Consider the following 11,412-nt stretch of genomic DNA (forward strand, 5'->3'; position numbering starts at 1 on the left):
CCCAAAGGAGGATGGGGGGCAGAGCCCCTGGCGGGGAGCCGAGGGGCGGAGCCCCTCGGGGTCAGCCCCCCAGGCTTTCCGTCCATCACGTCGTCCGGCTGTTATCCCATGTCGTGTGCAGCACCCCGGGTGCTTTCGCCACTTCCACCAGCACCGCTTCCAGCCCTGCCGGGTCCAGCGCGATGTGCACCAGCGTCGCCTTGATTTCCGCCTTGGTTTCCCCGCGTTCGATGACTTTCACGTCGCTGATGCCGTAGTTCGCCGCTTCCAGTTTTTCCACCAGCAGGTCGCGGGCCTGGGGCATCGCGTCCAGGGTCGAGATGACGGAGACCTCATAGGTCGCCTCGCCGTCGCGTTCGCTGATGGGGATGCGGTTGATCATGTTGACCAGGTGCCGCAGGGCGGTGTTGCCGAACAGGATGAAGAAGGTCAGCAGCGCGCCTTCGGCCAGCATGTCCGTGCCGGTGCAGGCGCCCACGGCCGCCGCGCACCACAGGGTGGCGGCCGTGTTCAGGCCGCGCACATTCGTGCCGTCCTTCATGATGACGCCGGCGCCCAGAAAGCCGATGCCGGACACGACATAGGAAATCACGCGCACCGCCTCCGCCGTGCCGGCGATGCGCTGGGCCAAATCCACGAAGGCGGCGGCGCCGACGGCCACCAGCACGGTGGTGCGCAGCCCCGCGGTGCGCTGGCGGTACTGGCGTTCCGCCCCGATCAGCGCGCCGAAGACGAACGCCGCCGTCAGGCTGACAACACTGTCAAGAAACTGCAATAAATCAAAGGTTTGAATGAACTGCATGGAAGGGCTGTATCCCGCGGCCGGCCCTTCTGGGAAGCGAATTCACACGCCCAGCAGCCTCGGCAGCGCGGCCATGCTGGTGAAGACCTCGGCCCCGGCCATGGCCAGGGCTTCCACGGGGGTTTCATGCGCGAAGCCCAGCACGCGGCAGCCGGCCGCGCGGCCCGCGCGCACGCCGGTCACACTGTCCTCGATCACCACGCATTGCCCAGGTTCCGCGCCGCAGCTCTGCGCCGCCGCCAGGTAGATGTCGGGGTGCGGCTTGGGCCGGGCCACGTCCTGGAAGCTGAACACCCGCGCCCCGAACACCGCCCCCAGCTCCAGCACCGCCAGCTTGGTTTCCAGCTCCTCGCGAGAGGAATTGCTGGCGACGGCCACCGGCAGGTGCCGGGCCACCGCGTGCAGGGCCTCCAGCGCGCCTGGGATGGGCAGGGCCTCCGTGGCCAGGGTGCGGGCCACCCGGTGGGCGAAGCTGCCCTCCCACCCCGCTGGAAGGCCGCCTGTGCGGGTCTCGATCGCCACGCGGATGTCGGGCCATGCCATGCCGAGGAAGCGCTCCCGCGCCTCCGGCCCTTCCATGGCCCAGCCGCGCCCGGTCAGTTCCTCGGCCAGGATGCGGTTCACCAGCCCTTCGCTGTCCACCAGCACGCCATCGCAATCGAACAACACGGCGGAGGGACGGATCATGCGGCGCGGGCCTTGCTGTGGGGGCAGTCGCCCAGGGGCTTAGGGCATTGCCGCCCGCCACGGAAGCTGCACAGCGGCCGGCCATAGGCCAGCGTATTGCGCACCAGCCCGGCCAGCGCCTGGATGAAGCCGGCATCGCTGTTCTGCGCCGGCATGCGGAAATAGCCAGGCACGCCCTTGTGTTCGGCCAGTTCGCGGTATTCCACGTCCAGCTCCACCAGGGTTTCCGAATGCTCGGAAACGAAGGCGATCGGGCAGACCAGCAGGGCCATCTTTTCCTGGCCCGCGCGCTCGATCTCGGCGTCGGTGCTGGGGCCGATCCACTTCTGCGGCGTGACGCGGGACTGGTAGCAGATGGTGAAATCCAGATCCGGTTCGCCCAGCGCGGCCACCACGGCGGCGACGGTCTGTTCCACCTGCCACTGATAGGGGTCACCGCGCTTCACGATGCTTTCCGGCAGGCCATGGGCGCTGAACAGCACGCGCAGCTTCTGCCCCGGTGCCAGCCCGGCGCGGGCCTGATGCAGGCTTTCGCGCAGGATGGCGGCGGTGGCTGACGCGAAACCTTCATCGGAATGCCAGCAGCACAGCGTCTGCGTCGGCAGGGAGAGGCCGATCTTCGCCGCCGCCTCGTCCCAGGCGGTCTGGCTGCTGCCGGTCGTGGTGGTGGAATATTGCGGATACAGCGGCAGCAGCAGCACCCGGGTGGCGCCCCAGGCCTGCACGGCGCGGGCGGCCTCGTCGCTGAACGGGTGCCAGTAGCGCATGGCGACGAAGCAGCGGTATTCCGCCGCCGGGTCCCCGGCCAGAACCGTTTCCAGCGCCTGGGCCTGGCCTTGCGTCAGTTCCAGCAGCGGCGATTTGCCGCCCAGGATCATGTAGTTTTCCGTCGCGGCCTTCGTGCGGCGCGCGGCGATGAACTTGCCCAGCCACGGCCTGATGAAGCCTGGCACGCGCAGGATGGCCGGGTCCCGGAACAGGTTTTCCAGGAAGGGCCGCACCGCCTGGGGGCTGTCCGGCCCGCCCAGGTTCAGCAGCACGATCGCGATTTTTTCCATGCGCCTGATGTGCCTATGCCCAGTGGAAGTTCAACCGGGGGTTCAACCCCCGCGCACCAGGCGCAAGGTCTGCACCACATGCTCGATCGGGGTTTCCTTCTCGATGCCATGGCCCAGGTTGAAGATGAAGGGCCGGCCCCGCATGGTCGAGAGCAGGGTCCGCGCCTCGGTTTCCAGCGCGATGCCGCCGGCCATCAGCGCCAGCGGGTCGAGGTTGCCTTGCAGCGCGACATTGTCGGGAACCACCTGCATGGCCCAGCGCGGGTCGGTGTGGGTGTCCATGCCGATGCCCTGCATGCCGGTGCGGGCCGCGTAATCCCCCAGCATCAGCCCCGCCAGCCTGGGGAAGCCGATCATCGGGATATGCGGCGCCGCGGCCGCCACCGCGCGGCGGATCGCGGCCGTCGGGTCGATCACCCAGCGCCGGAACTGGTTGGGCGAGAGCAGGCCCGACCAGCTGTCGAACAGCATCAGGGCCTCCGCCCCCGCCTCCACCTGCGCCAGCAGGTAGTCCACCGTGGCATCGGTCAGGATGCGGATGAGGCGCGCGAAGAAGGTGGGATCGGCATAGGCCAGTTCCCGCGTCAGGGCGAAGTCGCTGCCGCCTTTGCCCTCGACCATATAGCACGCCACCGTGAAGGGGCTGCCGGCGAAACCGATCAGCGTGGTGCGGCTGCCGGCCTCGTCCAGGGCCTCCCGCACGCGGGCGACCGTTTCGAAGATGGGCGCCGCGTTGCCACGCAGGGCCACGGGGTTCAGGCGCGACAGCGCCGAGAGGTCCTGGATCGGTTCCAGGCGCGGGCCTTCGCCCTCCGCCATCCACAGCTTCTGCCCCATGGCCCAGGGCACCATCAGGATGTCGCTGAACAGGATGGCGCCATCCATGCCGTAGCGGCGGACGGGCTGCAGCGTGACCTCCGCCGCGAGCTCGGGCGTGGTGACCAGGGAGAGGAAATCCCCGGCCTGGGCGCGCGTGGCGCGGTACTCCGGCAGGTGGCGCCCGGCCTGGCGCATCATCCAGGCAGGGGGCGGCCAGACGGAGTGGCCATCCAGGGCGGCAAGGAGGGGTTTTTCGTTCATCGCGTCCCACTCATCGCAATAAACAAGGAATCTAGAAAGATGTTGTGGTTTGCAGTGCTGTGGATTGTGGGGAAGCAACGTCATACCCCATTCGTCGGCAGGGATGTCCGTTTCGTTCACGTTCCGCGAAACGGGGGATTCCCTGGCTTGGCGAAAGCTGTCCACATCATCCACATGTTCCCCAGCGCCTCACGGCCGAGTTATCAGTTTGTGCATTCGCTGCCCGGGAATCCCAGGGGGGATGCCAAGGGGCCAAAACTATCCCCACTATTCCACTTCATTCACGGAATTCCCCCATGCCAATCCGCAGCATCAACCTGCACCTGGTATCCGACAGCACGGGTGAGACACTGAACTCCATCGCGCGCGCCGTGCTGTCGCGGTTCGAGAACCACCACGTGATCCATCACCGCTGGTCGCTGGTGCGCTCCCGCATGAATCTGGACCAGGTGCTGGAGGGGCTGGAGGCCGAGCCGGGGCCCGTGCTGTTCACCCTGGTGGACAAATCCCTGCGCAACGCGCTGGAGGAAACCTGCCACCGGCTGGATATCCCCCATGTGTCGGTGCTGGACCCGGTGGAGGAGATGCTGAGTGCCGCCATCGGTTCCCAGGCGCGGCAGAAGCGCGCCGCCCAGCATGTGATGGACGCCGATTATTTCCGCCGCATCGACGCCATGCACTATGTGCTGGCGCATGATGACGGGCAGGGCATCACCGGTATCGCCAACGCCGATGTGGTGCTGGTCGGCGTGTCCCGCAGCAGCAAGACGCCCACCTGTTTCTACCTGGCCAACCGGGGGGTGAAGGCCGCGAACGTGCCGCTGGTGCCCGGCGCGCCCATCCCGGCCGAGCTGGACAACCCGCCCTGCCCCGTCGTCGGCCTGACCATCGACCCGAAATCGCTGATCGACATCCGGCGCTCCCGCCTCAAGATCATCGGCACCGGCGGCGTGCGCCAGGGTGAGACGGATTACGTGAAGGAAGACGCCGTGCAGGCGGAAATCATCGCCGCCCGGCGCCTGTGCGCCCAGCGCGGCTGGCCGGTGATCGACGTGACCCGCCGCAGCATCGAGGAAACGGCGGCCACCGTGATGCAGCAGATGGAAATCTGGCACAAGAAACGCGGCAACCACCCCGACCACGCGCCGGAGGACCCGGCGGCGGCGGTGCTGGGCCATATCACTGGTGGGGCCAGCGGGGGGGCAGCTGGCGATGCCGCAGGCTGAACACCCGCCCCTGATCCTGGCCAGCCAATCCGCCGCGCGCCGCGCGCTGCTGGCCGCCGCCGGCCTGCGCTTCACCGCCCAGGCCGCCCATGTGGATGAGGACGCGCTGAAACAGGCCGCCCGCACCGAGGAATTCTCCCCCGAGGAAGCCGCCGTGATGCTGGCCGAGGCCAAGGCCGAACGCATCGCCCGCCGCCACCCGGAGGCCCTGGTGCTCGGCGCCGACCAGATCCTGGAATGCGAGGGCGCCTGGTTCGACAAGCCCGCCGACCTGCACGGCGCGGCCGCGCATCTGCGCGCGCTGTCCGGCAGGCGGCACCGGCTGGTGAACGGGGTGGTCGCCTTCCGCGGTGGCCAGCGGATCTGGACCCATGTGGACAGCCCGAAACTGTGGGTGCGCCCGCTGTCCGAGGATTTCATCGCCGAATACCTGGCGCTGGAAGGCGAGGCCGTGCTGTCCAGCGTCGGCGCCTATCGCCTCGAAGGGCCGGGCATCCAGCTGTTCGACCGCATCGAGGGCGAGCACAGCAGCATTCTCGGCCTGCCGATGCTGGCGGTGCTGGGCTTCCTGCGCCAGCAGCGTATCATTCCGGTATGAGCACGCCCCGCAAGACCATGCTGCTGACCGGCGCCAGCCGGGGCATCGGCCACGCCACCGTCAAGAAATTCCAGGCGGCGGGGTGGCGCATCCTCACCGTCTCCCGCCAACCCTTTTCCGAGGAATGCGCCTGGCCCGAGGCGCGCTCCAGCCACCTGCAGGCCGATCTGGGCGACCCCGCCCAGGTGGAGACCCTGATCCAGACGGTGCGCGAGCGCCTGCCGGACGGCAAGCTGCACGCGCTGGTGAACAATGCCGGCATCTCCCCCAAAGGGCCCAGGGGCGCGCGGCTGGGCGTGCTGGACAGCGACGCCGCGCTGTGGATGTCCGTGTTCAACGTGAACCTGTTCAGCACCGCGCTGCTGGCGCGCGGGCTGTTCCCGGAACTGAAGGCCGCCGGGGCCTCGGTGGTGAACGTGACCAGTATCGTGGGGTCGCGCGTGCATCCCTTCGCGGGGGCGGCCTATGCGTGCTCCAAGGCGGCACTGGCGGCGCTGACGCGGGAAATGGCACATGAATTCGGCGCCCACGGCGTGCGGGTGAACGCCATCGCACCCGGGGAAATCGACACCGCCATCCTGTCGCCCGGGACGGAAAAAATTGTGGAACAGCAAATCCCGCTGCGGCGCCTGGGCGAGGCACGGGAAGTGGCGGAAACCATCCTGTTCCTGTGCTCGGGGCAGAGCAGCTATATCAATGGGGCGGAAATCCATATCAACGGCGGGCAGCACGTGTGAGACCAGGGGGCGCCGCCCCCTGGACAAGTGGCTACCAGGGGGCTCCGCCCCCTGGACCCCCGGCAGGAGCCGAAAGGCCCCTGCACCCCATGAGTTTGGCGCTGACCTTGGGAAGGTGTTTCCCATTGATATTTATAATATAATTGGTGCCCCACCTGTCAGGATGTAGCGCCAATTCCTGGGTTCCAAGGGCCTTTCGGCCTTTGGCGGGGTGCCCGAGGGGCAGAGCCCCTCGGCCTTTTTCCCTTCCCACCCACCCGCCTTTCCTCTCCTAATCCCCCCTATGAAACGTCCTATCAGAGCCGTAACGGCCGCCTTCGCCTTGCTGTGCCTTGCCATGCCCGCCATGGCGCAGGACAGCACCCCCAACCGCGCCATCCAGCTGATCATTCCCTTCCCGCCCGGCGGCAACACGGACCTGATGGGCCGTGCGCTGCAGGCCGAGTTTTCGCGCGCCCTCGGCCAGACCGTAGTGGCGGTGAACCGGGGCGGCGCCGCCGGGGCGATCGGCGTGGCGGAGGTCGCGCGTGCCCGGCCCGATGGCACCACCATCGGCCTGTCGCCCAACAACGCCGTCACCACCCAGCCTTTCATGCAGGCCACGCCGTATCAGGCGGATGGGTTGCGCTACATCTGCCAGGTGTATGACACGCCGCAGGTGGTGATCCTGGGCCGGGGCGCACCGTTCGAGGATCTGCGCGGCATGCTGGGCCAGGCGCGGCGCGGGCCCGATGCGCTGACCTATGGTGTGCCCGGCATGGGCAGCACCCAGCATATCCTGACGGCGCAGATGCTGCGCATCGCGGGCGTGCAGGCGCTGGCGGTGCCGTTCACGGGGGCGGGGCCGATCGCCACGGCGGCGCTGGGCGGGCAGATCATGATGTTCGTGGAAAGCGCGGCGGTGGCCACCAGCACGGGCCTGACGCCCATCGCGGTGCTGGGTGAGCGCCGGCTGCCCGGCTTGCCGAACCTGCCCACGGCGGCGGAGGCCGGCATCCCGATGCAGGGCAGCACCTATGGCGGGCTGGTCGCGCCGGTGGGTTTGCCGGACGACATCGCCGCCACCATGGAGCGCGCGTGTGAGCGCGCGGTGGGCAGCGAGGGTTTCCGTGCGGTGGCGGAACGGCTGAACGCGGGCGTCGCCTTCCTGCCCGGTTCGGCCTTCCGCGCGCGCTTCCTGGCGGAGGCGGAGGTGAACCGGGGCTTGCTGGCGGAGCTGGGCCTGTCCCATAGATGAGGGCATGACCTTCGATGTCCTGAGCCACTTCTACCCCTGGACCAAGGCGCTGCACGTGATCAGCGTCATCGCCTGGATGGCGGCGCTGTTCTATCTGCCGCGCCTGTTCGTGTACCACCACGAGACCGCGGCGGGCTCGGCCGAGGAAGCGCGCTTCGTGGTGATGGAGCGCCGGCTGGCGAAGGCCATCATGGGGCCCGCGATGCACGCGACCTGGACCTTCGGCATCATCCTGATCCTGACACCGGGGGTGGTGGATTGGAGTGCCGGGTGGTGGCACGTGAAATTCGCCAGCGTGGTGGGGATGACGGTATTTCATACCGTGCTGGCGCGGGCGCAGAGGCGGTTCGCCAAGGGCGAGCGGGTGGGCAGCGGGAAATACTGGCGCATCATGAATGAGGTGCCGACGCTGCTGATGGTGGTGATTGTGGTGATGGTGATTGTTAGGCCATTCTGAAAAGAAGTTGACGGGGGGCCCTCGGTCGAATCTGCTCGACGCGTCGACGGAACGGCGCTCGGCGCGTTGCTACTGATAGTAGTGCCGTATCGAAACTGTCCGGGGAACTGGAGAGTGACTGATCATGTTAAGAGTGGAAGAGCTTTGCGCTACGGTTTCTGAATAGAAACACATCGGATTAGTTTGATGCGTAGCTAGCCGATGCGGCGGCTGATCCGGACCGTCACCTAAGACGATGGATTAGCGTTCCATGCGCAGATGAGTGTGCACAAGAATGCACGGGTCTACCAGCTATGGAGCAGCATTGGTGCGTGGGCATGATTATGTGATGGGGGGGTTTTTGACTGAACCTTTCGACCTTAGATGGATTAGGCGAAGCAGAGTAGCCGATTGTCGCCATCGGATCCCAAAGCGTGCTCTGGGCCAACGTAGTGAAATTTTAAGCAGATCTTAAAATGCGATTCGGTATCCCGCGGCGCTGATGGTAGCTTAATGCGTGAGCCAGATTTCCAATCTAGGAGAAGTTTCATGGCAGACGATGAAGTTGAGAAATTTAATGTCAAGGCTGAGATCAACGTAGTCGGACTTCATGAGGCACCTGAGCTGTTCGTCGAAGGTTACGTAGGTGCAATTTCTAGGCCAGGACTTGTAAAATTCAATTTGTTTTCAACAAAATTTAATTCCACAAATAAAAAAGTGGAGAGGTATGTTACGGCAACAATAGTGATGAGTGAGTTAGATTTTTATAAATTTGCTGACCAAATCAGCAAAACAAAGAATGGGATGCAGGAAAAATTCAAAAAACGAACAGGCGTAAAGAAAATAACAAAGGATTAGCATCGTGATTGATCATGAATGGTCGACTGTTATTTTAAACGAACCGACCAAAGAAAAATTCTTACTGTGGGAAAATAAAAATATAGACTTAAATTCCTACAAAGAATTTTCATCTAGGGAAAATTTTAGAATATTCGATCTTGTCCGTTCCGTGCGGCCTTTACCCTCCGATGAGGGTGCCAAAATCCCAAAAGGCTCTAGGGGAACTATTGTTGAAGTGGTAGAGCCCAAAAAAGTATTTATGGTTGAATTTCCGAGCCATAGTAATTCCGTTATTTTTGTTGACGTTGACGACATAGTAAGCAATGAGGAAAAAAATGCATCTCGATACAGAGAAATTAATTATTGATAGAAGAAAAATAACTGATTATTTGTTAAATTCTAACCATCCTGATGGGAGGAGCAAATGCAATTTTTTTCTTTCTGTTGGTTTTGAAATAAACAATCCTGATCAATTGCTTGAAGCCTTGGAAGCGCACCCGGAGGTAAACGCCGTCTTAAAGACGGTTACGACGCCACATGGAAAAAAACATGTGGTCGAGTGTTATTTTAAGAATCCAAATAATGCGAATTACTGCATAAGGACTATTTGGTTGGAAAAAAATAAAGATGAAATTTTATTTGTGACTGCTTATCCAAATCCCTCTCGAAATTAATTTTTATATTTTCAGAATACCTTGAATCTTTCATGATCCGCCCCCTCCTCGCCGGCCTCCTCGCCATCGCCCTCTCGGTCGTCATCGAGACCCTGGCGCTGACAGAACTCTCCCGCGGCATGGTCGGCCCCGTCCTTGCCGTCGTCATGATGGCCGTCATCCTCGGCCCGATGGTCGAGGAAGCCTCGAAGCGCCTCTTCGCCGAAATCCTGCGCGCCCCCTGGGGCGCCACCGGTCTGGTCTTCGGCCTATATGAGGGCTGGTCGAAGCTCGAATCCCCCCTGTTCGCCCAACCCGCCGCCCTGCTGGGCGGGCTTGCCTCCGTCGCCTTCCACTGGGGGCTCGGCCGTCTCTCCTGGCCCGGGCGCTGGCAGATGGGCACCGTCATTCTGTGCCATGCCGGCTACAACGGCCTCAGCGTCGCGGCGCAGAGCAAGCTCGGCGATGTCTCCGCCTGGCTCACCGCCGGCGTGGCCTTCGCGCTTCTGGCCATTTCCTTCGCGAAATCCACGCCGCGCGCCACAACCGGTCATTGACGCGGGCGGTCCGCGTCCCTAATCCATGCGCAGCGGCACCTTCGCGTCCCGCCTTTCCCAACGCCAGCGCAGCGGCCGCATGCCGGTACGGTTTCCACTACGGGAACCAGGCCGGACCCCGCCCCAGGTCGCGCGCGGCCCATGCCCGGAACATCCATCAGCGATGCATCTCTCCGAACTCAAGGCCAAGAGCCCGCCCGACCTTCTCGCCTTCGCCGAGGAGGTGGGGGTCGAGAACGCTTCCACCCTGCGCAAGCAGGACATCCTGTTCGCCATCCTGAAAGTGCTGGCCGACAACGACCAGGCGATCTACGGCGAGGGGACGCTCGAAATCCTCTCCGACGGCTTCGGCTATCTGCGCAGCCCGCAGGCGAACTTCCTGCCGGGTCCCGATGACATCTACGTCTCCCCCGCCCAGGTGCGCCGCTTCGGCCTGCGCACCGGCGATACGGTCGAAGGCCAGATCCGGGCCCCCAAGGATGGCGAGCGCTACTTCGCCATGCTCAAGGTGAACTCGGTCAATTTCGAGCCGCCCGAGGCGCTGCGCACCCGCATCAACTTCGACAACCTGACGCCGCTGTATCCCACCCGGCGCCTCAAGATGGAAAACGCCGAGGTCGAGAGCGTCGCGAAGGGCCCGACCAAGGACTACACCCATCGCGTGATCGACCTGGTGGCCCCCATCGGCATGGGCCAGCGCGCGCTGATCGTGGCCCCGCCGCGCACCGGCAAGACGGTGATGCTGCAGAACATCGCCAAGTCCATCACCGCCAACAACCCGGACGTGTTCCTGATCGTGCTGCTCATCGACGAGCGGCCGGAGGAAGTGACCGACATGGCCCGCACCGTGCGCGGTGAGGTGGTGGCCAGCACCTTCGACGAACCCGCCACCCGCCACGTGCAGGTCACGGAAATGGTGCTGGAAAAGGCCAAGCGCCTGGTCGAGCACAAGCGCGACGTGGTGGTGCTGCTGGACAGCATCACGCGCCTCGGCCGTGCCTACAACTCGGTCGTCCCCTCCTCGGGCAAGGTGCTGACGGGCGGCGTGGACGCCAACGCCCTGCAGCGCCCCAAGCGCTTCTTCGGCGCGGCCCGCAATGTCGAGGAAGGCGGTTCGCTGACCATCATCGCCACCGCCCTGATCGACACCGGCAGCCGCATGGACGAGGTGATCTTCGAAGAGTTCAAGGGCACCGGTAACTGCGAAATCGTGCTGGACCGCAAGCTGTCCGACAAGCGCGTCTTCCCGGCGATCGACATCACCAAGTCCGGCACCCGCAAGGAAGAACTGCTGGTCGAGCGCGGCACCCTGTCCAAGATGTGGGTGCTGCGGCGTATCCTGAACCCGATGGGCATGCAGGATGCGATGGAATTCCTGGTGGACAAGCTGAAGTACAGCAAGACCAACCAGGATTTCTTCGACGCGATGAATACCTGATCGGGGCGGCCCAGCTCAGGGGCTTTGCCCCCGAACCCCCAGTCAGGGGCTCTGCCCCTGACA

14 protein-coding genes are annotated in these 11,412 nt (G+C 64.3%); 10 read left to right on the plus strand and 4 right to left on the minus strand.

Annotated features, from left to right (window positions below; translation table 11 throughout):
• Positions 1-85: 85 nt before the first annotated feature.
• The 4 genes from GT007_RS21550 to hemE all read right to left on the minus strand — a co-directional run bounded on the left by GT007_RS21550 (position 86) and on the right by hemE (position 3,627).
• Positions 86-775 (minus strand): MgtC/SapB family protein, encoded by a 690-nt coding sequence (locus GT007_RS21550; protein WP_236571799.1) that lies wholly within the window; start codon positions 773-775, stop codon positions 86-88.
• Positions 776-844: 69 nt separating this feature from the next.
• Positions 845-1,489: an HAD family hydrolase gene (locus tag GT007_RS21555; RefSeq protein WP_160123735.1), complete on the minus strand. Its 645-nt coding sequence runs from the start codon at positions 1,487-1,489 to the stop codon at positions 845-847.
• On the minus strand, positions 1,486-2,547 hold the full coding sequence (gene hemH / locus GT007_RS21560) for a ferrochelatase (protein WP_160123736.1): 1,062 nt from the start codon (positions 2,545-2,547) through the stop codon (positions 1,486-1,488). Before hemH ends, GT007_RS21555 begins: the two co-directional genes overlap by 4 nt.
• Before the next feature lie 42 nt (positions 2,548-2,589).
• A complete protein-coding gene (gene hemE, locus GT007_RS21565; protein ID WP_160123737.1) occupies positions 2,590-3,627 on the minus strand; it encodes a uroporphyrinogen decarboxylase in 1,038 nt (345 codons plus the stop codon).
• 296 nt (positions 3,628-3,923) lie between these two features.
• Here hemE and GT007_RS21570 point away from each other — a divergent pair, with 296 nt between their 5' ends.
• The 10 genes from GT007_RS21570 (at position 3,924) to rho (ending at position 11,349) form a co-directional block, all read left to right on the plus strand.
• Positions 3,924-4,853, plus strand: coding sequence for a pyruvate, water dikinase regulatory protein (locus GT007_RS21570; protein ID WP_160123738.1), 930 nt, complete (start codon positions 3,924-3,926; stop codon positions 4,851-4,853).
• Entirely contained in the window at positions 4,840-5,451 is a 612-nt protein-coding gene (locus GT007_RS21575; RefSeq protein WP_160123739.1) for a Maf family nucleotide pyrophosphatase, read from the plus strand. Before GT007_RS21570 ends, GT007_RS21575 begins: the two co-directional genes overlap by 14 nt.
• A complete protein-coding gene (locus tag GT007_RS21580) occupies positions 5,448-6,188 on the plus strand; it encodes an SDR family NAD(P)-dependent oxidoreductase (protein ID WP_160123740.1) in 741 nt (246 codons plus the stop codon). The genes GT007_RS21575 and GT007_RS21580 overlap by 4 nt, the downstream gene beginning before the upstream one ends.
• A gap of 283 nt (positions 6,189-6,471) precedes the next feature.
• On the plus strand, positions 6,472-7,425 hold the full coding sequence (locus tag GT007_RS21585) for a Bug family tripartite tricarboxylate transporter substrate binding protein (protein WP_160123741.1): 954 nt from the start codon (positions 6,472-6,474) through the stop codon (positions 7,423-7,425).
• Between the two features lie 4 nt (positions 7,426-7,429).
• On the plus strand, positions 7,430-7,882 hold the full coding sequence (hemJ, locus tag GT007_RS21590) for a protoporphyrinogen oxidase HemJ (protein ID WP_160123742.1): 453 nt from the start codon (positions 7,430-7,432) through the stop codon (positions 7,880-7,882).
• A 528-nt stretch (positions 7,883-8,410) separates the two neighbouring features.
• On the plus strand, positions 8,411-8,719 hold the full coding sequence (locus GT007_RS21595) for a hypothetical protein (RefSeq protein WP_160123743.1): 309 nt from the start codon (positions 8,411-8,413) through the stop codon (positions 8,717-8,719).
• A 4-nt stretch (positions 8,720-8,723) separates the two neighbouring features.
• The gene (locus tag GT007_RS21600) at positions 8,724-9,068 is read left to right on the plus strand and encodes a DUF4926 domain-containing protein (protein WP_160123744.1); all 345 of its coding nucleotides are present in this window, start codon (positions 8,724-8,726) and stop codon (positions 9,066-9,068) included.
• Positions 9,037-9,375, plus strand: coding sequence for a DUF6883 domain-containing protein (locus GT007_RS21605; RefSeq protein WP_160123745.1), 339 nt, complete (start codon positions 9,037-9,039; stop codon positions 9,373-9,375). The genes GT007_RS21600 and GT007_RS21605 overlap by 32 nt, the downstream gene beginning before the upstream one ends.
• Before the next feature lie 32 nt (positions 9,376-9,407).
• Entirely contained in the window at positions 9,408-9,911 is a 504-nt protein-coding gene (locus GT007_RS21610; RefSeq protein ID WP_160123746.1) for a hypothetical protein, read from the plus strand.
• Between the two features lie 163 nt (positions 9,912-10,074).
• On the plus strand, positions 10,075-11,349 hold the full coding sequence (gene rho / locus GT007_RS21615) for a transcription termination factor Rho (protein WP_160123747.1): 1,275 nt from the start codon (positions 10,075-10,077) through the stop codon (positions 11,347-11,349).
• Positions 11,350-11,412: the final 63 nt, after the last annotated feature.

It is taken from the genome of Rhodovarius lipocyclicus (assembly GCF_009900765.1).
Lineage (GTDB): Bacteria > Pseudomonadota > Alphaproteobacteria > Acetobacterales > Acetobacteraceae > Rhodovarius > Rhodovarius lipocyclicus.

What these genes read in the sequence shown, in the direction of transcription:
- GT007_RS21555 (WP_160123735.1), bottom strand. Translation starts at nt 1,489, where the DNA reads ATGATCCGTCCCTCCGCCGTGTTGTTCGATTGCGATGGCGTGCTGGTG.
- hemH (WP_160123736.1), bottom strand. Translation starts at nt 2,547, where the DNA reads ATGGAAAAAATCGCGATCGTGCTGCTGAACCTGGGCGGGCCGGACAGC.
- hemE (WP_160123737.1), bottom strand. Translation starts at nt 3,627, where the DNA reads ATGAACGAAAAACCCCTCCTTGCCGCCCTGGATGGCCACTCCGTCTGG.
- GT007_RS21570 (WP_160123738.1), top strand. Translation starts at nt 3,924, where the DNA reads ATGCCAATCCGCAGCATCAACCTGCACCTGGTATCCGACAGCACGGGT.
- GT007_RS21575 (WP_160123739.1), top strand. Translation starts at nt 4,840, where the DNA reads ATGCCGCAGGCTGAACACCCGCCCCTGATCCTGGCCAGCCAATCCGCC.
- GT007_RS21580 (WP_160123740.1), top strand. Translation starts at nt 5,448, where the DNA reads ATGAGCACGCCCCGCAAGACCATGCTGCTGACCGGCGCCAGCCGGGGC.
- GT007_RS21585 (WP_160123741.1), top strand. Translation starts at nt 6,472, where the DNA reads ATGAAACGTCCTATCAGAGCCGTAACGGCCGCCTTCGCCTTGCTGTGC.
- hemJ (WP_160123742.1), top strand. Translation starts at nt 7,430, where the DNA reads ATGACCTTCGATGTCCTGAGCCACTTCTACCCCTGGACCAAGGCGCTG.
- GT007_RS21595 (WP_160123743.1), top strand. Translation starts at nt 8,411, where the DNA reads ATGGCAGACGATGAAGTTGAGAAATTTAATGTCAAGGCTGAGATCAAC.
- GT007_RS21605 (WP_160123745.1), top strand. Translation starts at nt 9,037, where the DNA reads ATGCATCTCGATACAGAGAAATTAATTATTGATAGAAGAAAAATAACT.
- GT007_RS21610 (WP_160123746.1), top strand. Translation starts at nt 9,408, where the DNA reads ATGATCCGCCCCCTCCTCGCCGGCCTCCTCGCCATCGCCCTCTCGGTC.
- rho (WP_160123747.1), top strand. Translation starts at nt 10,075, where the DNA reads ATGCATCTCTCCGAACTCAAGGCCAAGAGCCCGCCCGACCTTCTCGCC.